Source organism: Brucella sp. JSBI001, assembly GCF_026014005.1.
Classification (GTDB): domain Bacteria; phylum Pseudomonadota; class Alphaproteobacteria; order Rhizobiales; family Rhizobiaceae; genus Brucella; species Brucella anthropi.
The window spans coordinates 2,114,206-2,136,401 of sequence record NZ_CP110339.1 but is presented as its reverse complement, the minus strand read 5'-3'; the positions used below and the strand labels follow the sequence as shown (position 1 = coordinate 2,136,401).

Here is a 22,196-nt window from a genome sequence, read left to right as displayed (position 1 = left end):
TTTTGCGTATGGGGCGCTTTTCAAGATGCAGTCAAGTCTACTCGTATGACCGACGCATTTCCTGGAACCTTCACCACAACGTCAGTACCTATTGGAAATACGGCGACCAGCTTCATTTCGAGCAGGTTGCTTATACTTTGGGGCACTGGCACCGATTATCATACTCGCTGCTTTCCGAAAGTCGGGCGATTCGATGATGAACACGTTCAATTTTAACAGGTATTGACAGTGGGCCTAATCATGGATATTTATTATCTACGATAAGGAGATTCATTATGAAACTGAGCGAAGGCGTTGAGCAGGCTATCCACTGCACGGCATTTCTGGCGGGACTGTCCGACGACGGCGTCCTGTCGGCGGCAGCACTGGCCGAACTCCACGGCGTGTCAACGAGCTATCTGTTGAAGCATTTGCAAGCGCTCTCTGGCGCCGGGATAGTTGCGACGAATCCGGGGCCGAAAGGGGGCTATCGGCTGGCTAAGGCGCCTCATGACATCAGTCTCCTGGACATCGTCCTCGCGGTCGAAGGACCGGCCCCCGCCTTCCGGTGCGCCGAGATCCGCCAGCGGGGGCCAAACCCTCTGCCGCAGCGCTACTTTACCAAGCCCTGCCAGATCAACGCTGCAATGCTGAAGGCCGAGAAGGCCTATCGCGTAGAACTCGCCAAGGTGTCCGTTGCGGACCTTCTGGCTGATCTCGGTGCTGACGACGACGGCGGTATCGCCGCCCGCGGATGCGCCTTCCTCGAACTCCACGAACGCAAGACGGGCAAGCGCGCCTCGTCATAGGAGAAAGCACCATGACCAAGATGAAGAAGGTCGTTGTGATCGGCGGCACGGGCCTTATCGGCTCAAAGGCAGTGAAGCTGCTGCAAGACGCCGGCCACGAAGCCGTCGTCGCAAGCTCCCGCAACGGCATCAACGTCTATACGGGAGAAGGGTTGGCCGAAGCCCTCGCAGACGCAGACGCCGTCATTGATGTGTCGAACATAATGTCCTTTGACAAGGAAGCACTCGTCGACTTCTTTGGGACGTCAAGCAGGAACCTGACGAGCGCGGAAAAGGCCGCTGGCGTGCGCCATCACGTCGTCCTATCGATCGTCAACGCGGACGGTCTTGCCGCCAATCCCTACATGGCGGGCAAAGTGGTGCAGGAGGAGACTGTCGCAACCTCGGGCCAAGGTTATACCATCGTTAGGGCGACGCAGTTTCATGAGTTCATCGAGACGCTGGTCGGCGCCTATTCAGCCGACGGTAGCGTGAAGGTACCGGATATCGACTTACAGCCGATAGCAGCCGACGACGTCGCCGCCACTCTGGTGAAGACTGCGCTAGGCGAACCGATGAACGGAAATATCGATCTTGCTGGGCCGGAACGGGCATCGTTCGAATCCATCGTCCGGATGTATCTCGATGCGAAGGGGAGCGCTCCTGTCGTCGAAGCGAACTCTGAAGTCGACTACTTCGGCGCCCCTGTCGTCAACGGATCGCTTGTCCCAGGCGGAGACTACATCAAAGGCCGGATCACGATCACCGAATGGCTTAACGCTTAACCCACAGCAAATCAGGAGAAAAAACATGAAGAGGTTCATCTATGTTGCCGCTGTGCTAGCGGCCTCGTTGGTCACAGCTCAGGCTCACGACGTCACGAAGCCTGAGCTCGTATACGATACGAAGGACGCCAAGGTGACCCTGGTGTACGAGCATCCTCTACCTGACGTTCCAGGCAAGAGCGTCAAGGGCGTCCTCGTCGAGTACGGCCCCGGCGGCTACAGCTCCGCCCACACGCATGCGAAGTCCGCGCTGATCTATGCCACGGTCCTAGAAGGCGCGATCCAGAGCGCCGTGAACGGTGGCGAGACGAAGACCTTTACCGCCGGTCAGAATTTCACCGAGCTACCGGGCGACCTGCACGATGTATCCGCCAACGCCAGTAAGACAGAGCCGGCGAAACTGCTCGCTGTCTTCGTCGTCGATACAGACGATACCGCCCTGACGACCCCGCGCAAACCGTAGTCAGACGACACGGTTCCTGAGCCTTCTTAGTTTTTAACCGAGCAAGGGCGGCTCTCCGGCTTATGAAGAGTCGCGCCTCAAGAAAGGAAAACAACATGTCCCGAATGAACTGGTCCCAAGTCGCACCCGAAGGTGCCAAGGCGCTGTATGGTGTTCACCATTACGTCACAGCTAAGACGAACCTGCCGGAAGAGCTGATACACCTCGTCTTTCTGCGCGTGTCGCAGATTAATGGTTGCGCCCACTGCATTGACATGCACAGCCGTGATCTGCGCAAAACGATGTCAGTGGACAAGATCACTCTACTGCCGGTCTGGGACGAGGTGCCTCATCTGTTCAACGATCAGGAACGGGCCGCTCTCGCTTGGGCCGAGGAAGTGACAAATGTCAGCCAGACCCATGCCTCCGACGAGGCTTATGCCGCGGCCTCAGCCGCCTTCGAACCGAAGGACCTCGTCGATTTGACTATCACGATCGCCGCGATGAACGCGTTCAATCGCCTCGGCGCGCCGTTCCGGCTTCCGGTGGCAGCCAAGGCTTGATTTCTCCAATGTGTGCGTTCTGCTTCGGTCTGAGCGTAACAACCTCACCGAGGCCGCACACCATTAAGAAACAGCGCTACTGCAGAGGCGACAGTGGCTTGCGCCTCCCCTTCGGTGGGGGGAGGTCGTAATCCGAGCACAACCTGTAAATGAAGATTATCCCGGATCATTCCGACGAAATGCCCGGCAACAAGCAAAGGATCGCCTATCTGAATTTCTTTGCGGTCGGCTGCAGCCTGGAGAACTTTGGCGAGATGAGCCGTGGTGCGGCCCGGGCCCTTCTCATAAAACACGCGCGCAAGATCGGGAAACCGCCCGGCTTCAGTGATGATGATACGATAAATGCCCAGGACCGAAGGGCTCATGTAAACGTCCAGTAGGTGGTTACCAAAAGTCGTCAGCATATCGGGCAAGTCACTTTGGGTAGTGTAGTCCAGAGAGAGTGCAGAGATCGCGCGATCCGCATTATCGGCAACCAGAGCCAGGAACAATCCCTCCTTGCTGCCAAACTCACTATAGATCGTTCGCTTCGAGCCACCGGTACGCTCTATGATCGCATCGATGCTGGTGGTTGCGTAGCCCTGCTCGAAGAAAAGCTCCGCTGCAGCACGAAGAATAGTTTTCCGTCGAAGTTTTGTCCGTTCGCTTTTCGTATCGGTCACTTTATCGGCCTTCTTCAATAACTTCCGCTTGACCGGTAACCTACATTACCATAACCGTCAACGGTAACGACAATTACCCTTTGGTGCACAAGATGATGACCTGGAAGAAGAAAAAAATCGTTGGTCTGGTGTTTTGTCTCAGCGCGATTGCAACCGCTGCGGGAGGCTGGGCGTGGGCGCGCTCGAGCGAGCGGACGACAACGGACAATGCCTATGTTCGCGGTAATACGACTGCAATCGCATCGAAGGTGACCGGATATGTCACCGTGGTTGATGTAGCCGACAACCAGACTGTACGAGCAAATGATGTTCTGTTCAGAATCGATGACAGGGATTTCCGCGCACGTCTGGCGCAGGCTGAAGCAAATGTGCAGGCGGCACAGGCACATATCGAAAATGTTGAGGCGGAGATCCAGCTTCAGCATATTCTGGTCAAGCAGGCGACGGCACAGAAACGGGCAGCAGGGGCAGATCTTGCTCTCGCGGTCAAAGCGTCTCAGCGACAGCGTGAACTTGTTCGCACAAATTCGGTCAGCAGAGCTCAGGTCGATGAAAGTGACGCTGCGAGGTCAAAAGCAGAGGCTGGCTTATTAGGCGCTCAAGCCGCGCTGGAGGCACAAGAAACACGTATCAAGGTTCTCACCACACAAAAGGAAGCAGCCCTGGCTGCTGTGCTTCAAGCCAGGGCTGCCCGTGACCTGGCCCGAATTGATCTCGACAATACAGTCGTCCGTGCTCCCTTTGACGGCGTTATTGGTAACCGTCAGGTTCGCGTCGGACGCCTGGTATCCCCTGGAGCTTCACTGATCGATCTGGTCCCAATCAAGGACGTATGGATTGTCGCAAATTTCAAGGAAACACAGATTGAGAATATTCAACCCGGTCAGTGGGCCCAGGTAACGGTCGACGCCTATCCAGGAACAATTATCGAGGGAAAAGTTGACAGCTTTGCACCAGGTAGCGGATCGGCCTTCAGTCTCCTGCCCGCTGATAATGCTACTGGCAATTTCGTCCGCGTCGTGCAACGTGTTCCAGTCAAGATCAAACTTGTTCAGAATCCACTTCCCGGCCGTCTGGTTCCTGGACTTTCCGCGCGGTCAAGATCGATTTGGGGAGTGAGAATTGATGCTCTCTCCCCCAAGCGTCTCGAGCCAAACCAGGCAGAATACAGGATGCCTCCTCCTCGCGGGCATTGTGATTGCCACTTTGACTGAGGCGATTGCGGGTACCGCTTTGACGCTTGGCAAAGGTCATATAATCGGTGATGTATACGCTACTCCCGACGAATTCGCCTGGCTCGACATCGGATATACGACACTGAAGATGATCGCGTTCCTTATGGCATCTTGGATTGCGACGACCGTTAATTTGCGGATTATCGTTGTTGCGGCGACTGTGATGATAACATTGGCAAGTGCGGCCACTGCCTTGACGACCCGACTGGATTTGCTGATTGTTCTGCGCGCATTTCAGGGGTTTTCGGGAGGTCTCCTACTGGTAATCGGACAAACCGTTATCTTTCGAGACTTTTCGCCTTCTCGCCAGCCTGTTCTACAAGCCTTGTTTGCAACAGGGGCTGTGGTTGCACCGGCGACCCTCGTACCGGCACTGCAAGGATGGCTATTGGACAGCTATTCTTGGACGTGGATTTTTTTCTCAGTAGTTCCTATCGGATTGCTGGCAGCCGGGCTTGTTCTCCTATCAGAAGAAACCATTGGCACCTATATTCCCTATAGGCGCTTTGACTGGAGTGGCCTTCTACTGGCATCAATCACGCTTTTCTGCCTCGTCTATGTGCTCAACCAGGGCGACCGCTGGAACTGGTTCGATGAAGGTCGCATCCGGTGGCTGACCGGAATAGGTGTGGTGACGCTTTGCCTGTTTATCGGTCACCAAGCGAGCCGGCCTGAGGATGAAGGACTGCTCGAGCTCAGTGTTTTCAGGTCCGTCGATTTTACGTTCGCATTCATAGTAAGTTTTGTAGCTGGTGCGGCATTGTTTGGAAGCACTTATTTGATTCCGAGTTTTGCAATCTCGGTCCTGGCTTTCACGCCAACGGATACCGGTATTCTTTTGCTCGCCAGTAGTATACCTTTTGTATTTTCGCTTTTCTTGTCTGCCTTCGTATTCCAGAGTCTGGGCGTCTCTCCAATTGTCACCGTACCCTTCGGGATCGTGATGATCATGATCGCTATGTGGCTCCTGTCAGGCTCCGCAGGCGACAGCGGAATGGACGACATGTTGAACGCCGTTCTCCTGCGGGGCTTGAGCCTTGGCTTTCTATTTCTGTCTATTACGTTGATCGCATTCAGTAGGATGAGTGCACGTAGTCTCCCTGCCGCAATCGGCATCTTCAATACTGGCCGCCAGTTTGGCGGTCTTCTGGGAATAGCTTGTCTTCAGTCTCTTATGACGCGGAATATCGCAGGCAATGTATCTGTGCTCGCCAGCCATATCACAGCTGGATATTCTGCTGTAGGCGATCGGTTAGGAACAAGTGTGGCAGTTCTCGAGGCCCGCGGGATGACTACGGCTGCTGCAAATCAGGCGTCCAAGGCGTTATTGAGCAAGGCTGTCGCGTACCAGTCTACGGTAATCGCTTTCGATACGGCATTTTTCACGATTGCATTGCTTTTCGTTTTTGCTGCGCCGACACTGATCGTTACCAAGATTATCTTGACGCGAATGGCGAGCGCCAAAAAGGGCTCGCATTCAACTTCTGTGGATTATCAAGACAAGGACATATCCACCGCTAGCCCTGTCCAAGGTTACAAGAGCGCCACAAGCGTTGACAACTAGTGCGAGGGCAGGTTAAGCGCTCAATGAGCAAGCACGACCGCCACTATTCATAGCCCCGGCTGTTAACCGTTGTTACGTCTCAGGAGTAATTGTCAGTATTATCGCTGACGCATGGTCGGTGCAGTAAATTACTGAAATTACCTTTGCTCTATTGCCAAAGCAATCTTGCGCTTGGAGCGCCAAGTCGTTGCATCGGGCTGGATCGCCAAGCGGATTCGATACCGGTAACCGATGCGCGGCTTGATAGTCGAATTTCTTGAATAGCTCGTGTCGCGCTATTCTATTCGTTCGTTGTAATATTCTCCAGGCAACCGGCTGGAACATAACTCCTATACCTAGGTGTGGCGAGTATTAGACATAAAGTGTGTAATCGAGACACTTCCGATCAATAGCCATTCGTCGCCGTTCTCGTACATCATGGCCATGCAAGCGATAAGCACTCGATCGCTTTCGGTGGAAGATCGCATGCATGTTGATGCAGAATTGCATTCGGCGGTCCTACGGCAAATTGCCATTGCAAGTGATCCTTGAACCGGCGAGATCATGAAACTGTTCCAACATGCAATGGCAAATATGAGTGCACCTTTTCCAACAACGCCCGTCAAATGGGTGAAAACGGAGACGCCTTATGAAACACGAAACCAACTTGAGCAAATCAGAACCCGACGAACTGGTGCCCTCCCGCTATGCATTGCGCATCGGTGAGATTGACGTTCTGGTCATCAGCGATGGTGTGTTGCCTCTTCCAACCGAAATGTTGGGGCACAACATTGACCCGGACGTACGAGCAGAATGGTTTGACGATATGTATCTGCCACCGGATTCGTTTGATTGGTCGCTGAACGTGGTCGTGGTGCGTAGCGGTGATCAGACGATCCTCGTCGACGCTGGATTGGGTCTCGATCCTGACCTCAACTTGCCGCGCGCGGGACAGTTGGTCAAGCGACTGGCCGGTGCCGGTATTGATCTTGCTTCGGTCACTGACGTGGTTCTCACCCATATGCATATGGATCATATCGGTGGTCTTCTTGTCGAGGGCGTAAAGGAAAGATTGCGTCCTGATCTGCGGATTCATGTGGCGGCCGCAGAAGTTGAGTTCTGGGAAGCACCGGATTTTACATACGCTCACATGCCCGATGGCTTTCCGGATGCGCTCAGGGCAACTGCCAAACGATTTGTCGAGCAGTATCGGGATCAACTGTGCCTGTTTGATGAGCAATGCGAAGTGGCAGCGGGTGTGATGGCCTATCGCACTGGTGGACATACCCCAGGACACTGTGTGGTTCGTCTTGCATCGGGTGAAGATCGACTGACCTTTGCTGGCGATGCCATCTTTGCTGTCGGATTTGACCACCCAGACTGGTATAACGGTTTTGAACATGACCCCGAGGAAGCAGCCCGCGTTCGTGTACGTCTTTTAACCGAGCTCGCCGAAACCGGTGAACAACTGGTGGCGACCCATCTACCGTTTCCATCCGTGGGACGCGTTGCGGTCGACGGTGACGCTTATCGTTGGGTGCCCGTTTTCTGGGATTACTGATTGCTTTTATGATGAGGATTTTCCGGGCACACTCTCGCCAGTGTGCCCGGTATTTTTTATCGTGTCGGATATCAGCACATCTCGTGAAAGAAAATCTTCCTGGACACAACCAGCGACCTATCCAATGTATGGATAGGGGTTGCTCTGTGCTCAGTCGTTCAGGAGCCTGTTTGTCAAAGAACGGATGGTTTCCATTCATTCCAATATAGATAACGACCGCCAAGCTTTCGAGGAAGTCCCTGCTCCTCAGCTTCCGGGGAGGATCTGGATTTGATCTGTGCCTGATATGTTGTCTGCTTATCTTTCCAAACGGCAAAACGACTTTCATGACCTGAAGAGTACGTGGATTATCGGTCAGCTGGGTAAGGGGACAATGCCTGCCGGAGGCATTGAGAGATAAATTAATCAGACAGAACACCAGCGCTTACCGGATGGATTATCTGTACATCTTGAATGCCGACGCTGATGGGCTCTCAGCCGTGATACAACGGAATGCGGATCGCTGCGCGGGAGGGACGCAGCGATCCGCCAATTGAGCGACAAACGTGGGAGGATATACGTTCCAGGCCCGACAGATAGTGTCAGGTAGTCGCTCAGACTGACGGCTGGGTGACCTGAACCGCGCGAGCGGCGATTTGCAGGCGGATCCACAGATTGATAGCACCAACCATCACCGTCAGATTGACAATTTCGTAATCCTTCAATTGCGTTTTGATCAGTTCTTGATCGCCTCGCAGTTCTTCACGTTTTTCACCATTGATGAGTGCTTCGGTCAATGCGAGGGCTGCTCGCTCCTTGACACTATAGAGAATTGATTTTCGCCAAGCGCTGACCATGAATAAACGCATCTCTGCTTCACCATTCGCGCGGGCTTCCACCACACTCGTTTTCACGCAGGATGCGCAGCCACTCATCTGTGAGACCCGCAACCGCACCAATCCGCTCAACGGATGCTGCCACACACTCACATTGATCATTCTTTCAACCACCAGCAGACCTTTAATCGCTTCTGGCCTGGTAGTGTATGAGGGAATAGGCGACATCGTATTTGCCTCCCTTTCTGGCTGAAGATGGCCTACTATGTTCAAAACCGGCATTCAGTTCCATTGTGCTGGGTAACGGGAACAGCAATACTTTGGTGCAATCACATGTGTACGGACGGTGGGTGTAACCTTTCTAAAAGCCAGATATGAATACTGATTTTGTTAAGTAGAAACGACTGCGTTTTAACGGATTTAGCGTATTAATTGAAACCGTTCTGCAAGTCGCACTTCAAGCTTGAACCCACCTTCCCAAAATGCAGTACGGCATAATCGCACCGTGCATATGATCGAGACTACGAAGTTAATAAATATAGGGTTCTCGACCACCCAGCTTTCCTGATGCGATCATCAAACAGGGATAACCGCGACGGAATGATTTTGCGGCTCACCTCGTCCGGTTCTACAGCTTCAATCAGAAATCTGGTCATTTCCATTTCCAGGGACAACTCCAGTGGCGCTCGGCATTACTTGTTGTCGAAGTTGGAAGGGACGTGAATGTGTCAAACGAAACTGGTTTGGATCTACCAGTAATGAAGCTATTTCTAACAGCGCATCAGTTGCGGTAGGTCCGATCGTTCTTCAAGAAATGGCGGCGCTAGTTGCTTAGCCTTATTGATAAAAATTAGGATCGGCAATGCCGATCCTCAGTCTAACCATATTTTGTTGTTTTATCATTGGCCCCACAGCAACCGACCTGGTTCCTGGGTGGAGCTGATTGGTTTGTATACGGTCTTGGGAGCATCTGGGCCGTGGCCAGCACGCACCTGCTTTACAGATGACGTTGGACGGCTATCGGTTCTCGTTGATGGATATTGCCAATCCGATCCGATATGGTCACTTTGGGCAAGGACACTTCCACTCGAAAGAAGAAGTGCTGCGGCGGTTAGAATTATCGCTTTCATTGTGGTTCTCCAATGTTTCCGTTGTGCGATCTGCACAATTCGACGGTAGGAGCTTATTAATCACTTGACGATCATCTAATCGAAAGGGTTGATCTATCATGATGCATAGTAACCAATCGGCGATTGAATAGCCGAGACAGTTCGTTACGGCATTAATCCATATGGTGTATGGTATTATCAAGGCTCGAAGCCGTACCGGATCTCTTGGAGTGGCCACAATTAATCGGATGATCATCGCAACGATGTGCTGAACCTAGACCTTGGTACAATCGGACAGATCCTACTGTTCGATAGGAGATGCTGGGAAGATAGAACATAGTTGACAACAACTTGTAAGAAGAAGTTGTTGGAGTAAGAGATGAAGAAACTGACAAAAATCCTGACTTTTGCAGTAATGTTTTTTTCTGGAACTATTGCACAGCCAGCGTTTGCCCATTCCAAACCCACCATAGTTCTTGTTCATGGTGCCTTTGCAGAGTCCTCGAGCTGGAACGAAGTTATCTCTCGGCTCAAGCGCGACGGTTATAAGGCGATAGCTGCCGCAAATCCGCTTCGGGGCGTCATGGCAGATGCGGCAACTGTCTCCGCAGTTATTCGATCAATATCGGGGCCGGTTGTCCTCGTCGGACATTCCTATGGTGGTCCCGTTATCACAGAAGCCGCTAACGGTAATCCCAACGTGACTGCGCTCGTCTATGTTTCTGCGTTCGCACCAGATCGAGGTGAAACGAGCCTTGGCCTTTCAAAAAAGTTTCCCGGCAGTACATTAGCGGATGCGATTTTTTCAGTAGAGCAGGAGCGGGGTGAACGTGATCTCTTCATTCGGTCGGACCGTTTCCATGATCAGTTTGCAGCGGATCTATCCGAAGATCGGTCCGTTTTGATGGCGGCCACCCAACGTCCGGTCGCACAAGCGGCACTGGAGGAGAAATCTGGTTTCCCCTCGTGGAAGAGGTTGCCGTCCTATTCGATCTATGGAACGCAGGATCGAAACATACCGCCGGCCGCAATGGAATTCATGGCCAAACGTGCGGGCACAGTAAAAACTGTTGTCGTAGATGGAGCTTCCCACGTGGTAATGATCTCGCATCCGGAAGAAGTCGCTGCGCTGATAGAGGAAGCAGCTTCCGGACATTAGGCGCTCGGGCAACTACCGCCGTAAATAAATCTCCTACAAGGAACTATGACCCTGGGACACGTTTGGCAGGCGGGGCCGGTTTGCGTGTCACTCCATTTCTTGCAGACATGACAGGAGCCCACCATGATCAAGACGTTTATCCGCATTGCGTTGGCAACCACTATTCCGATTTCGACGGGGTTTGCCCATGAACAGGCCAGTGAAACATCCACAGTAACGGTCATTTACGACCAGGTGCTTCCGAATGTGCCGGGAAAGAGCATGAAGGGCGTGCTCGTGGAATATGAACCGGGCGGTACTTCGCCTGCTCATACCCATCCTGCTTCTGCCTTCATTTACGCGACGGTTCTGGAAGGAGCTATCCGTAGCCAGGTCAATGATGGTCCGGTTATTACCTATCACGCAGGTCAGAGTTTCTCGGAATTTCCGGGTGATCGACACAATGTTAGTGAAAACGTTAGTCCGACCAGGCGTGCCCGCCTTTTGGCGATCTTCATCGTTGACACTGATGAAACCAACCTCACCACCAATGATTAGCGGCTCTGACCTTAAGAGGAGGAGGAAGAATATGTATATCCCAGCAAAATCTTTCATGACTTCATCCAGGCAGCAGATGAAGGAGAGCGAGCAGTCCTCCCGTCCCGGGGAAACTCGCTCCCGAATTCATTCGTCCTGCAGGGAAGGTGGTGTCATTGAAACGGCTCAAGAACGAACGGGTTGCCCACGCGGACTTAATCCAAGCTGCCCGTTCGCCTTGACTTGCAAGTCGGAAGGCCAAGTTTGCACTACCAAGACAAGGCGCTCCTTTGTATTTTGACCTCTTGCATTTTGATGTGTCAGGTTCTGGTTTCGATCGCAGGTTGCCAAACCGAATTGAAGAGGACGAAGAAGCACTTTCCCTCTTGGGGGCTATGTCAAAAAGGCAATGTTGCCCCGAGCTGGTACCAAGCCTTGTTATCGAAGATCTTGCCTGGTGTTCCAGGCGCTGCCTTAGTAGAAGTATCCGGTCAGCCTCACGCTTTCGGCCCACAATGCCTCTGCGATATCGGGATCGATTGCAAAAGGTCGAACGCCAAAACGCTCTTGTCTTTCTACCCGTGCGATATCGCAGTTTTCGCAATAAACCCCCCCAATACCCGCCAACTCGGGCGCGGTAGCGCACCAGATTGTCGTGGCAGCGCCTTGCTGTGGTGTCTTCATATCGCGATCCGGATCTATGACTGGTTGGCCGTTATTATCGATTGCGCCGAAGGAGTCGATTTCCTCCCGACTGAGGTGACGCGCTAATGGACCGAGTATCGAGCCGGGATGTACCGAAAATGCCCTCACACCATGATTGATACCACGTGCATCAACTGCAACGGCGAAGAGCGCATTGGCTGTCTTGGCTTGACCGTAGGCGAGCCATTTGTCGTAGGGGCGTTGCACGAAATCAAGATCTTCGAGCGCAAGTCCGCCCAACTGATGTCCCCGTGAGGACAGTACGATGACGCGCGCATTTTTGGCCGCGCAAAGAGCAGGCCACAAGGCCGCGGTCAGGCGAAAGTGACCAAGATGATTAGTCGCAAACTGGCCTTCATGGCCTTCTGCATCGCGAAATAGAGGAGTGGCCATCACTCCCGCGCTGAGGATCAGAATGTCCAGGGAGCCATGCTCAATGACAAACTTATCCGCAAAGCTGCGAACAGAGGCGGGATCAAGGAGATCCATCGTGAATAGTTCAACATTTGGAATATTGCATAGCATCTTGCCGGCGGTGCCAATGTCGCGCACCGGAACGATCACACGGGCCCCTCTCCATGCCAGAATACGCACCGTTTCAAGGCCTAGATTTGACGCGCCGCCTGTCACAACGGCAGTCTTACCTGTGAGGTCGATATCGCGAATAACCTCTTGGGCAGTAGTACATGGGCCGAATGGGGTGCCGAGCGGCGTTTGACCGTGCTGCATATTCTTCTCCTGATTGTGCCTTGAAAAGGTAGAAATCGATGACAAGAAAATCTATAGTCAAATGGCTTGTTTAATGTAGATATTGGCCGGTTGTGATGTTCAACGATCCCCTTTCCCAGCTGCTGAATTTGATTGAAGCCAGCGCGACTATGTCCGTCGGACTTGAGGCTTGCGGGCGTTGGGCAATCGACGTGCCTCCTGTAAGTGCCTTGAAATGCAACATCATCAGGCAAGGTAGTTGTTTTCTGGAAGTGCAAGGTGAGCGATTGATGCTTGCTGCAGGAGACTGTTTCCTGATCGGCCCGGATATCCCCTTTGTCATCGGGAGTGATCTGAATTGTCCGCCCATTCCAGCGGCTGAAGTCTTTTCGCAGAAAGCCTACAAGAACCATGCAAAGCTGGGCGGTGGCGCGGGGCCGGGGTTCCTTTGCCATAGTGGTCGCATGGATCTGCCTTTAAACAGCGAACTTCTGCGAGAAATCTTACCATCGATCGTCGTGATTCGAGCGGAAAGCATTGTAGCGGAACGTCTTCACTGGCTCACCAACAGACTGGAAGAAGAGCTCGCCGGCGATGTTCCCGGCGGTGCAGCGATGGCTATTCCGATCATGCAGATGATTTTTATTGAACTGATACGTAGTCTGCCCGTTATGACTGATCGCAGTTGGCTCTCTGCCCTCTCAGATCCCAGAATTGGCGGTGCATTGATGGCGATCCATCGGGACCCAGGGCACAATTGGCGGCTGGATGAACTTGCAGGCATCAGCCATCTTTCACGGTCCCAGTTCTCGGCACGGTTCCGTGCCGCTGTCGGAAATAGTCCGATGGAGTATATTTTGCGCTGGCGTATGATGCAGGCGCACAAACTGCTGGCGCGACCGAATATGACAATTGCGTCTGTGGCTGCCCAACTGGGGTACGGCTCTGAAAGCGCCTTTATTTATGCTTTTCGTCGCATCCTTGGTACGACGCCACGCCGAATGCAGCAACAAATACGCTCTTCCGAGAATCCAGAAAAAGACAACAAATACAAAAAGTTGTAATAAATATACTAGCGTTACTGAATAGAATAAACACTCCATCGGAGTTCACTAGCCGGTCGATCGGCGATAAGGAGATTGCCTTGCCAATGTTTGGCAACCCTTAACCCGTCGGGTCAGTTCCATCAAAAATAAGTCAAGCTCCTATAGATTTCCATAGCATGCAGATCGAGAGAGTTCAGGTTAAACTGAGCATGATGATCATCGGTGAATGCTGAAAAGGCTGCGGCAAATGACGTTTACTTCTATATCGGATGAAGACGATCATATTTACGCTATTGAAGCTGCGCAAATTGTTGAACGTGTGGTGGGGATCGCCTGGGCGACCGATAAAGATGGCGCGGTTATTTATCTGACCGAAGAGCTGCTTTCCCTTGTCCAGTCTTCATTGGAGCAATCCAATAAACCGATCGGTAGGGCTTTATATGGCTGGTCAAAACTTATCCATCCCGATGACCTTGATGGTTTTGCGGCAATATGGCTCAGGTCATTGCGTACCGGTGAAAAATATAGTTACGAACATCGGCTTTTAAGTTCGAGCGGCGCTTATCGATGGTGTCGCAGTTCCGGACAAGCTTTGCGGGATAAGCAGGGTAAAATCCGTGGCTGGTATGGAACCATAATCAATGCCGATGTCCCATCAATTGACAGCGAGCGCTTCAACCTTGTAACGAACTTGGCGTTGGACAGAAAAGCGCGTTCCGATCAACCAGAAACACTTGATCTTACCCATCCGGACGACAGGATATCCGCATCTCATGCCGCCGCTCGTGCATTCTGGACCGGTGTTCCGCAAATCACCCGACACCGCCAACGCCAGGCCGATGGGACGTATCGCAGGATCGAGACCCGGTCGGAGCCAGGCTATAGCGTCAGCGTGGATATCGGAGACCTGGTCACCGAGCAAGACCCTCCTAAACAAACAGCGGCCGAGTTGCTTGGAAATGATGAGACAGAGCCGATGCGTTCGGCCAAGGTTGTGGAGAGCATTTTCGGCAATGGTTGGGCGTTTGACGCAGCAGGAAGATGGATATTCCTCCATCCATTCGCACAGAGTTCTCTCGGTGTCACCCTGGATTATCTTAATGCTGCTGTAGATGAAGGCCATACTGCGTGGAAACGAGTACTACATCCTGATGATTATGAAGAAGTTGCGGAAAAATGGCGTCACTGCCTGGCGACCGGAGATGACTTTAACGTAGAATTCCGCTTTCGACGGGCCAACGATGTGTATGTCTGGGCAAGAACCGCCGCCAGGCCCGTACGCGACGGCAATGGGCAAATCTCAGGCTGGTACGGTATTGCACTCGATAATGATCTATATAAGAAAACCGTAACTGCGTTACGCGAGCGGGAACAAAGCCTGCAACAGCTGATAGACACAGTCCCTGCACTCGTCTGGACGATTTCGGAAAAGGGGTCGCCAACTTATGTCAACAAGCGGTTTACCGAAGTAACAGGCGCGACGCTCGAGGATATCACCGCAGTCGACAAGTCTCCCAATCTCAGTGTCATCCATCCAGATGATATTCACAAGGCAAGAGATGCCATTCATCGTTCCCTGACGACGCATGAACCGTATGTTCAAAGATACCGACAGTTGCGTTCTGACGGCAATTATCGCTGGACCGAAACCCGCGCCGAACCGTTGCGAGACGAAACCGGCGCGATCGTCCAGTGGTATGGTGTCTGCGTCGATATCGACGATCTGGTAACTGCCCAAAAATCCCTGTCTGATCGGGAGCGCGAGCTTTCAATGCTCGTCGATATGGTGCCGAGCTTTATCTGGCGCCTTACCCCGGAAGGAGAGCCGAATTACTTCAACAGGCGTTTGATTGATTTCTTCGGTATGGATGTGGAGGACGCGGAAAAGATGGGGCCAAAACGTCTGGCAGCCATCATGGAAAGCACGACACACCCCGACGACGTGGGGCGGGTATCCCAGGCGCTCAACCACAGCATCGCCACTGGCGAACGCTTTTCGATGAGATACCGACTTCGCCGGGCTGACGGCGTATATCGCTGGGTTGCCGGACAGGCAGATCCACTGCGAGACGATGATGGACGCATAATCCAATGGTATGGTCTATCTACCGACATTGATGATCAGGTTAAAGCCGAGGACGCCCTCAGACACAGCGAGCGCCGTTATCGCGATCTTTTTCAGTACATGCCGATCGGCCTCACCCAGGTCGACGCCAAAAAACTTGTTCTTCTGTTCAATGAATTGCGGGCGCAAGGGGTGAACGACTTGCGCGACTATATAGACGAGCATCCAGAATTTCTAACACGGGCTGTCGAGGCTCTGGAAGTCGAAGAGGTTAATCAGCATATTCTCGAAATGTTTGGGGCCCAAAATGCCAACGAAATGCGTGGTTCCGCCACCCGTTATTGGCAGCCCGGCATGGACACGATTCGCCGTTCGATAGAGGCGCGCTATCGTGGAGAAGAGGTTTTTCAGGAAGAAACAAAAGTAATGCGCCTGGACGGTCGCGTCATCGATGTCCTCTTTACGACTGCACGACCTGATGCAGTGGCTGATAAAAGTCTGGTTGGATTCATCGATATAACCCAGAGGAAGCGCGCGGAGGAAGCATTACGGGAAAGGGAACGGTCACTTTGGCGTCTGGTGGAAGCCTTACCCGTCATGATCGACTGCGCTGATCCGAACGGCGAACCGGTCTATCGGAGCGACCGATTGAGCCAATTTCTCGGCTATGGTCTCGACAGGCTCGACGAAGACGGCAAGCTCAATGCAACGCTTGATGCAGGAGTGCATCCTGACGATTTGGCTGGAGTGAAAGAACAATACGCACATTCACTCGCTACAGGGGAGCCATATGCACGTAGACATCGTTTACGGCGTTTCGATGGGCAATATCGCTGGGTTGAGACACGGGCAGAAGCAATGCGCGACGGACAGGGTAATATCGTTCAGTGGAACGTTATATGTCTGGATATTGATCGCGAAGTCCGAGCGCAGGATGAACTTCGTCTCACACATGAGAAATTAGCTCGAGCGAGCCAGGCCTCAAGCCTTGCAGAGCTCTCGGCGTCGATCGCACACGAGGTCAACCAGCCTTTGGCGGCTATTGTAGCCAATTCCCATGCCTGTCGGCGCTGGCTCACCGCCGAACCGCCAAACACCGAACGAGCCCTTAAGACTGTTGAACGCATCACACGGGATGCCACATCTGCCGCCGACGTTGTCGGTCGAATTCGAGCTCTATTCAGGCAGTCGGCTGACGCAAAAAAGAAAATCACGCTGAACGACGTCATCGCGGAGGTGCGCGGGCTCATGACGGAGGAGCTGCTGCGCTGGCGTGTCCGCACCGTCGTCGAAATAGAGGCAGATTTACCGTATGTGATGGCGGATAGGGTCCAGATCCAGCAAGTCCTTTTGAATCTCATTCGAAATGCCATTGAAGCGATGGAAGCCATCACACGTGATCGCCACTTGACGATAAGGGTGGTTCGCGACGGAGGTTTCATTCAGACAAAGATCAGCGACCAGGGCGTGGGAATTACATCCCCGGAAAGAATATTCGAACCGTTTATTACGACGAAAGAACAGGGAATGGGCATGGGACTCGCGATTTCCCGTTCGATTGTCGAGGCACATGGTGGTTGCCTGTGGGCGGAAAAGAATGAGCCGTACGGAACGGCGCTAATTTTTACTCTCCCCGTGGAGGCGAAGGCGACAAGTGATGAGCATTAGCCAGTTGGTATTCATTGTAGACGACGACGAGCGCATCCGCGAAGCCCTGGAGGAACTTTTGGCTTCGTATGGCATGCGCACTATGTCATTTGGATCGGCAAGAGATTACGTCAATGCTCACAAGCCTGATGTTCCGTCTTGCCTCGTGCTCGATGTCGAACTTCCCGATATTAACGGTCTGGAACTGCAGAAACAGATTTCGGTGCAGGAACATCCGCCCATCGTCTTCATCACTGGACATGGCGATATTCCCAGTTCTGTTCGCGCAATGAAGCGGGGCGCTGTCGATTTTCTGACCAAGCCTTTCAGTGACGCAAAACTCCTTGCGGCAATCAATGCGGCAATCGAACAAGATCAACAGCTACGCAATAGTCGGGCGGAAATCGAATTGCTGAGACAGCGCTATGGAGAACTCACATCCCGAGAACGAGAGGTGATGCCGTTAGTCGTGAGCGGTCTCCTCAATAAGCAGGCAGCTGCCGAACTCGGCATAAGCGAAGTGACGTTGCAACTCCACAGAAGGAATGTCATGCAAAAAATGGCGGCAGCGTCGCTCCCTGATCTCGTACGCATCGCGGAGAGGTTGAAAATACCGATCACCCACTCGCGCAGATCAAAAGGGGAGGAACTATGATCGAGAGCAAGCTCGTAATTGCAGTTGTTGACGACGATTCACGGTTACTGGAATCAATGGAAGATCTGTTGGAGTCGACAGGGTACATGGCTCGCTGTTTTTCTTCTCCCGTCTCACTGTTAACGCGGGGGCTTGGAGGCATAGACCTCGTTATAACGGACATCGGCATGCCGGACATCAATGGCTTCGAATTGCGAGAAATAGTTCAGAAGGTTCGTCCTGATATTCCTGTATTTCTCATTACAGGAAGGCACGAAATAGCGGACCAGGAGCGAGCTCAGGGAATAACAGGTTTCTTCAGGAAGCCGTTCGATGGACAGGCATTGCTTGCAGCAATTGGTGAAGCATTAGACAAGCGTCGAATGGAGGGTGGACATGAGAACTGAACAGCAGTCACACAATTTGAAACCAGGGCAATCGTCAAAACGCGCAACGGATGCGGAGCAGCCATTCGTTGTGATCGTAGATGACGATGAGGCCATACGAGAGGCACTCTTCGAGTTGATCTTATCGGCAGGGCTCAGGCCCATAGCTTTTGCCTCTACACGCGAGTTGATTGGAACAGACCTGCTGGAAGCACCGGGTTGTCTAATCCTCGATGTGCGCATGCCGGGCACAAGTGGGTTGGATTTACAGCGGCAATTGGCACAAAGCGGCAATCCCAAACCGATCATTTTCCTGACGGGTCATGGTGATATTCCGATGACTGTCGAGGCAATGAAAGCTGGCGCAGTAGATTTCCTGACCAAGCCGGTGCGAGATCAAACATTGCTTGATGCGGTTACGTCAGCAATAGAAATGGATGCGCAGCGACGTTCCCACGCAGTCATCGTCAAACGCAATATCGAGCATCATGAGACATTGACCCCCAGAGAGCGAGAGGTCTTGCGAGAAGTGGCACGCGGGCGACTTAACAAGCAGATTGCTTTTGACTTGGGGATCAGTGAGGTAACTGTCAAGCTTCATCGGGGAAATGTCATGCGGAAGATGGAGGCATCTTCCATAGGGGAGTTGATCAGGATTTGGGAAACACTGCCATCGCAGATTCAGAATGCATGACACAAACCCTGCTGGAGATTGATCGTTTCAATTGGCGGAGTTCGGAAAAAAGAGCGCGACATCGATCCAAGGCTGGTTTGATGAAGAATCTGTCCTGATTGTCTGAAAACCTAAATATGGCCTCACGATGAAGCCAATGATTTTGCTCGGCTTTCGACCATATCGCAAAGAACGCGCACACGCATGGGAACCAGGCGCTTATAGGCATGCACAGCGTGAAACGGCATAGACGGAAGTGGTAGCATTTTCGAAATTTCGACCAGAGTTCCTTTTTCGAGGTCGTCCTTAACCACACAACGCATCACAACAGCTGCACCAAGACCATGTCTGGCAGCGGCTTTCAATGCCTGGCCTGAATCGCAATCGACACGTCCTTGTGGGACGAAGTGAGTACCATCATCCAGCTTTACGTCGTTCGGGTATCCATTGCCCATATACCTTGCAAAGGGCAACCTGGCGGCTTCCTTTATCGTGCCAGGCAAACCATGATTGTTCGCAAAATCCGGAGAACCGACCATAATCATTTCAAAATCGGCCAGTCGGCGAATGATCAAATCACCATTCTCGATTGCTCCAACTCGAAATGCCACGTCATAGTCTTCGCGAATAATATCGACGTGACGATCGGTCAGGCCGATTTCAAGATGAATTCCCGGGTAACGCTTAGCAAAGCCGGACAATATGGTGTCAAGGAACAGCGGGGCAAGTTCGCTAGACATGGAGAAGCGGACACGACCTGATATCTCCTTGCGTGCATTGATTTCATCATCGGCAATATCGAGTTCGCGAAGCAGGGGAGACAGGCGCTCGAATAGAAAATGTCCGTCTGCAGTCAGTACGAGAGCACGCGTCGACCTTAGAAAGAGACGCGCTTCGATGAGTCTTTCAAGTCGTCCGACACTTCTGGAAATAACTGAAGGGGATGTCTTGAGTAGCCGGGCTGCTGCACTGAAGGAACCTGCTTCCACAGTGCGCACAAATGCCAGAAGGCCTGCGGTTTCATTCAAAAGGTTTGGCATTCGAACTCCGGAAGCAAAAGTGAAATACCCAGCCATGGGCTAATGGAACACAGATCAAATCCATATTTTACCTCCAGATCAATATGGAGAAAGTATATGGGTCTTCTCAAAGACAAGGTGGCCGTTATCACAGGCGGCAACAGTGGCATCGGTAAAGCAACTGCTAAACTATTCGTGGAGAATGGAGCACAGGTCGTCATAACTGCTCGCCGACAGGACGCTCTAAACGCAGCACTGAAAGACATCGGCGGAAATGCCATTGGCATTTGCGGCGATGTCTCCGATCTTTCCCACCATAAACGGGTGGCAGATGAGATCTCCGATCGCTTCGGCACTTTCGATATCTATTTTGCAAATGCCGGTGTCATCGACCTTAAAGCGTCTGAGGCAGTGACTGAAGATATTTATGATCGACATTTCAACATCAATACAAAAGGTGTCTTCTTCGGTGTCCAGACATTATCGCCTCTCATAAATGATGATGGCACTATTATTGTCACCAGTTCTCTGGCGGCAACCAAGGTCCTTCCTGATCATACAGTTTATGCCGGGTCGAAGGCAGCTGCGGTGGCATTTGTGAAGAACTGGGCTCTCGAATTCAAGCATAGACGTATCAGGGCAAATGTTATCAGCCCAGGACCCACAGATACTGAAATCCTGGGCAAACTTGGAATCTCAGACGTCGAACGCGAACCGTTTCTCAAGTTGATGGCCGAAACCATTCCCGTAGGGAGATTGGGAACAACTGATGAACTGGCACGAGCCGCTCTGTTCCTCGCTTCACAGGCGAGCAGCTTCATCAATGGCATTGATCTCCACGTCGATGGCGGAATGTCGCTTGTTTAAGGGATCTGGATTTATGACACAGAATAATTCTGAAATTGCTGCTTTTGTTGAGAAACTGGCAGAAGTGGGCAGCCATTATCGCATGGACGAAATGGAAGAGTTATATTCGGAAGATCTGGCTTTCCTTGTGTTGACGCCAGATGGCGAAATCTCCCGCTTTTCGAAAGCGGGAATATTCGAGGAGTTCCGGTCACGACGAGACGCAGGGGAACTTCCTCTTCTTACCACAAAACGATTTCTTCATATTGAAGCGCAGGGAGATGAAGCCACTGTCATTCTCTTTCGCCAGATGAGTGAGAAAGCGACCCCTGCATTTTATGAACTACGCCTTAGAAAGCAGGAGGGCAACTGGAAGGTTTGCGGTGAAACAGTATTGCCGTGGCCTGACCTTTCTCAAGCTGGCAGCTTTCTTCCTCCGCGAGAAAAGCAATTACCAGATCAGACCGGAACTTGAGTGGAAGCGTTAGCTCTCAAGCGGGAATAGTCGTGCTTGAACGACCGTAGATATATGAAACCTCGGTGGCGAACAGTTGCCACCGGGATCATTCGAATCCTGTCAACAAGCATAGATTGCTCAGTAAATTGAACTCTGCAAAACTTCATCAATCTTAATATGCGGGTCAGACGTTGTTCTCGTAACAAATTTCTTTCTGACACGTTTGCAAGTTGAATTTTTCAAAGGTGATCATTGTGACTGGGATGCAAGAAGCTGAAGCATTGAATGGTGTACGTTTCCAGAGGCGGGTCTGGAACTGGGTGATTGAGTGTTTCGGAAGAGATCTGGCGAACAATAGAGCGGAAAGAAATCGGCGGTTTCTCGAAGAAACTGTGGAACTGGCTCAGTCTCTGGGGTGTGATAAGGCTACCATACTTCAAATCGTTGAATATGTTTACGCTCGGGACCCTGGTATTCCTGAACAGGAAGTCGGCGGCGTTATGGTAACTTTTGCAGCGTTATGCGAGGCAAACAACATCGAAATGGCTGCTGCCGGACGAAACGAACTCTCGCGCATATCGTCAGCCGAGGTGATGAGAAAAATCCGGGCGAAGCATTCTTTGAAACCAGAACTTTGAGCCAAACCAGACATCAGGGATACGGTCGGCTCCGGAAGTTGGATGTGAGTGTTGTTCCCGACCTTACACCAATACTTAGGACGTAAGTTTCCTCGTATGTCGTACAGGATGCTTCATTCCATCAGCCAATCGCCCCGCGTTGTCTGCCGAGATACTTTTAAAAGCGGTCTGGTAAAGCGGATCGAAAACAGAAACAGCGATCGCGGCTTCTGCAT

General features: G+C 52.1%; 21 protein-coding genes. 17 read left to right on the top strand and 4 right to left on the bottom strand.

The annotated features are described in order from the left end of the window. The first annotated feature begins 275 nt into the window (after positions 1-275). The 4 genes from LJ361_RS10055 (at position 276) to LJ361_RS10040 (ending at position 2,557) form a co-directional block, all read left to right on the top strand. Positions 276-788: an RrF2 family transcriptional regulator gene (locus LJ361_RS10055; protein ID WP_063620586.1), complete on the top strand. Its 513-nt coding sequence runs from the start codon at positions 276-278 to the stop codon at positions 786-788. A gap of 11 nt (positions 789-799) precedes the next feature. Continuing rightward, the gene (locus tag LJ361_RS10050) at positions 800-1,552 is read left to right on the top strand and encodes an SDR family oxidoreductase (protein ID WP_264813450.1); all 753 of its coding nucleotides are present in this window, start codon (positions 800-802) and stop codon (positions 1,550-1,552) included. Between the two features lie 25 nt (positions 1,553-1,577). Further along, positions 1,578-2,015 carry a cupin domain-containing protein gene (locus tag LJ361_RS10045; RefSeq protein WP_063620584.1) on the top strand — a complete coding sequence of 146 codons (438 nt, stop codon included), beginning with the start codon at positions 1,578-1,580 and terminating at the stop codon, positions 2,013-2,015. Positions 2,016-2,110: 95 nt separating this feature from the next. Beyond that, positions 2,111-2,557, top strand: a complete 447-nt coding sequence (locus tag LJ361_RS10040; protein ID WP_025090397.1) for a carboxymuconolactone decarboxylase family protein — start codon at positions 2,111-2,113, stop codon at positions 2,555-2,557. A gap of 44 nt (positions 2,558-2,601) precedes the next feature. On the opposite strand, the gene LJ361_RS10035 is transcribed toward LJ361_RS10040, so the two are convergent. Further along, positions 2,602-3,237, bottom strand: coding sequence for a TetR/AcrR family transcriptional regulator (locus LJ361_RS10035; RefSeq protein WP_079210512.1), 636 nt, complete (start codon positions 3,235-3,237; stop codon positions 2,602-2,604). Between the two features lie 74 nt (positions 3,238-3,311). Here LJ361_RS10035 and LJ361_RS10030 point away from each other — a divergent pair, with 74 nt between their 5' ends. The 3 genes from LJ361_RS10030 to LJ361_RS10020 all read left to right on the top strand — a co-directional run bounded on the left by LJ361_RS10030 (position 3,312) and on the right by LJ361_RS10020 (position 7,558). Further along, complete coding sequence (locus LJ361_RS10030; protein ID WP_413775047.1) at positions 3,312-4,433, top strand: HlyD family secretion protein; 1,122 nt, start codon at positions 3,312-3,314, stop codon at positions 4,431-4,433. Next, positions 4,345-6,018: a DHA2 family efflux MFS transporter permease subunit gene (locus LJ361_RS10025; RefSeq protein ID WP_264813593.1), complete on the top strand. Its 1,674-nt coding sequence runs from the start codon at positions 4,345-4,347 to the stop codon at positions 6,016-6,018. The genes LJ361_RS10030 and LJ361_RS10025 overlap by 89 nt, the downstream gene beginning before the upstream one ends. 628 nt (positions 6,019-6,646) lie before the next feature. Further along, the gene (locus tag LJ361_RS10020; protein WP_036588360.1) at positions 6,647-7,558 is read left to right on the top strand and encodes an MBL fold metallo-hydrolase; all 912 of its coding nucleotides are present in this window, start codon (positions 6,647-6,649) and stop codon (positions 7,556-7,558) included. A 593-nt stretch (positions 7,559-8,151) separates the two neighbouring features. Here the strand turns inward: LJ361_RS10020 and LJ361_RS10015 are convergent. Further along, positions 8,152-8,601, bottom strand: a complete 450-nt coding sequence (locus tag LJ361_RS10015; protein ID WP_036588363.1) for a carboxymuconolactone decarboxylase family protein — start codon at positions 8,599-8,601, stop codon at positions 8,152-8,154. Between the two features lie 1,260 nt (positions 8,602-9,861). Between LJ361_RS10015 and LJ361_RS10010 the strand changes: the two genes are divergently transcribed. Next, positions 9,862-10,641, top strand: coding sequence for an alpha/beta fold hydrolase (locus LJ361_RS10010; protein WP_264813446.1), 780 nt, complete (start codon positions 9,862-9,864; stop codon positions 10,639-10,641). 123 nt (positions 10,642-10,764) lie between these two features. Continuing rightward, positions 10,765-11,178, top strand: a complete 414-nt coding sequence (locus tag LJ361_RS10005) for a cupin domain-containing protein (RefSeq protein ID WP_036588366.1) — start codon at positions 10,765-10,767, stop codon at positions 11,176-11,178. Between the two features lie 453 nt (positions 11,179-11,631). On the opposite strand, the gene LJ361_RS10000 is transcribed toward LJ361_RS10005, so the two are convergent. Then, positions 11,632-12,591 (bottom strand): SDR family NAD(P)-dependent oxidoreductase, encoded by a 960-nt coding sequence (locus LJ361_RS10000; protein WP_010660371.1) that lies wholly within the window; start codon positions 12,589-12,591, stop codon positions 11,632-11,634. Between the two features lie 95 nt (positions 12,592-12,686). Here LJ361_RS10000 and LJ361_RS09995 point away from each other — a divergent pair, with 95 nt between their 5' ends. The 5 genes from LJ361_RS09995 to LJ361_RS09975 all read left to right on the top strand — a co-directional run bounded on the left by LJ361_RS09995 (position 12,687) and on the right by LJ361_RS09975 (position 19,042). Further along, positions 12,687-13,634 (top strand): AraC family transcriptional regulator, encoded by a 948-nt coding sequence (locus LJ361_RS09995; RefSeq protein WP_112701735.1) that lies wholly within the window; start codon positions 12,687-12,689, stop codon positions 13,632-13,634. Positions 13,635-13,863: 229 nt separating this feature from the next. Next, positions 13,864-17,349, top strand: a complete 3,486-nt coding sequence (locus LJ361_RS09990) for a PAS domain-containing protein (RefSeq protein WP_264813442.1) — start codon at positions 13,864-13,866, stop codon at positions 17,347-17,349. Beyond that, complete coding sequence (locus tag LJ361_RS09985; RefSeq protein WP_036588374.1) at positions 17,339-17,983, top strand: response regulator transcription factor; 645 nt, start codon at positions 17,339-17,341, stop codon at positions 17,981-17,983. The genes LJ361_RS09990 and LJ361_RS09985 overlap by 11 nt, the downstream gene beginning before the upstream one ends. Continuing rightward, on the top strand, positions 17,980-18,369 hold the full coding sequence (locus tag LJ361_RS09980; protein ID WP_043062836.1) for a response regulator: 390 nt from the start codon (positions 17,980-17,982) through the stop codon (positions 18,367-18,369). The genes LJ361_RS09985 and LJ361_RS09980 overlap by 4 nt, the downstream gene beginning before the upstream one ends. Continuing rightward, positions 18,359-19,042 carry a response regulator transcription factor gene (locus LJ361_RS09975; protein WP_036588380.1) on the top strand — a complete coding sequence of 228 codons (684 nt, stop codon included), beginning with the start codon at positions 18,359-18,361 and terminating at the stop codon, positions 19,040-19,042. The genes LJ361_RS09980 and LJ361_RS09975 overlap by 11 nt, the downstream gene beginning before the upstream one ends. Positions 19,043-19,164: 122 nt before the next feature. On the opposite strand, the gene LJ361_RS09970 is transcribed toward LJ361_RS09975, so the two are convergent. After that, positions 19,165-20,061: a LysR family transcriptional regulator gene (locus LJ361_RS09970; RefSeq protein WP_264813592.1), complete on the bottom strand. Its 897-nt coding sequence runs from the start codon at positions 20,059-20,061 to the stop codon at positions 19,165-19,167. A 96-nt stretch (positions 20,062-20,157) separates the two neighbouring features. Here LJ361_RS09970 and LJ361_RS09965 point away from each other — a divergent pair, with 96 nt between their 5' ends. The 3 genes from LJ361_RS09965 to LJ361_RS09955 all read left to right on the top strand — a co-directional run bounded on the left by LJ361_RS09965 (position 20,158) and on the right by LJ361_RS09955 (position 21,981). Then, positions 20,158-20,907 (top strand): SDR family oxidoreductase, encoded by a 750-nt coding sequence (locus LJ361_RS09965; protein WP_151653842.1) that lies wholly within the window; start codon positions 20,158-20,160, stop codon positions 20,905-20,907. 13 nt (positions 20,908-20,920) lie between these two features. After that, a complete protein-coding gene (locus tag LJ361_RS09960) occupies positions 20,921-21,361 on the top strand; it encodes a hypothetical protein (RefSeq protein ID WP_121986413.1) in 441 nt (146 codons plus the stop codon). A 245-nt stretch (positions 21,362-21,606) separates the two neighbouring features. Beyond that, on the top strand, positions 21,607-21,981 hold the full coding sequence (locus tag LJ361_RS09955; protein WP_264813439.1) for a hypothetical protein: 375 nt from the start codon (positions 21,607-21,609) through the stop codon (positions 21,979-21,981). Positions 21,982-22,196: the final 215 nt, after the last annotated feature.

What these genes read in the sequence shown, in the direction of transcription:
- LJ361_RS10040 (WP_025090397.1), top strand. Translation starts at nt 2,111, where the DNA reads ATGTCCCGAATGAACTGGTCCCAAGTCGCACCCGAAGGTGCCAAGGCG.
- LJ361_RS09985 (WP_036588374.1), top strand. Translation starts at nt 17,339, where the DNA reads ATGAGCATTAGCCAGTTGGTATTCATTGTAGACGACGACGAGCGCATC.
- LJ361_RS09960 (WP_121986413.1), top strand. Translation starts at nt 20,921, where the DNA reads ATGACACAGAATAATTCTGAAATTGCTGCTTTTGTTGAGAAACTGGCA.
- LJ361_RS09955 (WP_264813439.1), top strand. Translation starts at nt 21,607, where the DNA reads ATGCAAGAAGCTGAAGCATTGAATGGTGTACGTTTCCAGAGGCGGGTC.
- LJ361_RS09990 (WP_264813442.1), top strand. Translation starts at nt 13,864, where the DNA reads ATGACGTTTACTTCTATATCGGATGAAGACGATCATATTTACGCTATT.
- LJ361_RS09970 (WP_264813592.1), bottom strand. Translation starts at nt 20,061, where the DNA reads ATGCCAAACCTTTTGAATGAAACCGCAGGCCTTCTGGCATTTGTGCGC.
- LJ361_RS10045 (WP_063620584.1), top strand. Translation starts at nt 1,578, where the DNA reads ATGAAGAGGTTCATCTATGTTGCCGCTGTGCTAGCGGCCTCGTTGGTC.
- LJ361_RS10020 (WP_036588360.1), top strand. Translation starts at nt 6,647, where the DNA reads ATGAAACACGAAACCAACTTGAGCAAATCAGAACCCGACGAACTGGTG.
- LJ361_RS10050 (WP_264813450.1), top strand. Translation starts at nt 800, where the DNA reads ATGACCAAGATGAAGAAGGTCGTTGTGATCGGCGGCACGGGCCTTATC.
- LJ361_RS10015 (WP_036588363.1), bottom strand. Translation starts at nt 8,601, where the DNA reads ATGTCGCCTATTCCCTCATACACTACCAGGCCAGAAGCGATTAAAGGT.
- LJ361_RS09975 (WP_036588380.1), top strand. Translation starts at nt 18,359, where the DNA reads ATGAGAACTGAACAGCAGTCACACAATTTGAAACCAGGGCAATCGTCA.
- LJ361_RS10010 (WP_264813446.1), top strand. Translation starts at nt 9,862, where the DNA reads ATGAAGAAACTGACAAAAATCCTGACTTTTGCAGTAATGTTTTTTTCT.
- LJ361_RS10000 (WP_010660371.1), bottom strand. Translation starts at nt 12,591, where the DNA reads ATGCAGCACGGTCAAACGCCGCTCGGCACCCCATTCGGCCCATGTACT.
- LJ361_RS10025 (WP_264813593.1), top strand. Translation starts at nt 4,345, where the DNA reads ATGCTCTCTCCCCCAAGCGTCTCGAGCCAAACCAGGCAGAATACAGGA.
- LJ361_RS09980 (WP_043062836.1), top strand. Translation starts at nt 17,980, where the DNA reads ATGATCGAGAGCAAGCTCGTAATTGCAGTTGTTGACGACGATTCACGG.
- LJ361_RS10030 (WP_413775047.1), top strand. Translation starts at nt 3,312, where the DNA reads ATGATGACCTGGAAGAAGAAAAAAATCGTTGGTCTGGTGTTTTGTCTC.
- LJ361_RS10055 (WP_063620586.1), top strand. Translation starts at nt 276, where the DNA reads ATGAAACTGAGCGAAGGCGTTGAGCAGGCTATCCACTGCACGGCATTT.
- LJ361_RS09965 (WP_151653842.1), top strand. Translation starts at nt 20,158, where the DNA reads ATGGGTCTTCTCAAAGACAAGGTGGCCGTTATCACAGGCGGCAACAGT.
- LJ361_RS10005 (WP_036588366.1), top strand. Translation starts at nt 10,765, where the DNA reads ATGATCAAGACGTTTATCCGCATTGCGTTGGCAACCACTATTCCGATT.
- LJ361_RS09995 (WP_112701735.1), top strand. Translation starts at nt 12,687, where the DNA reads ATGTTCAACGATCCCCTTTCCCAGCTGCTGAATTTGATTGAAGCCAGC.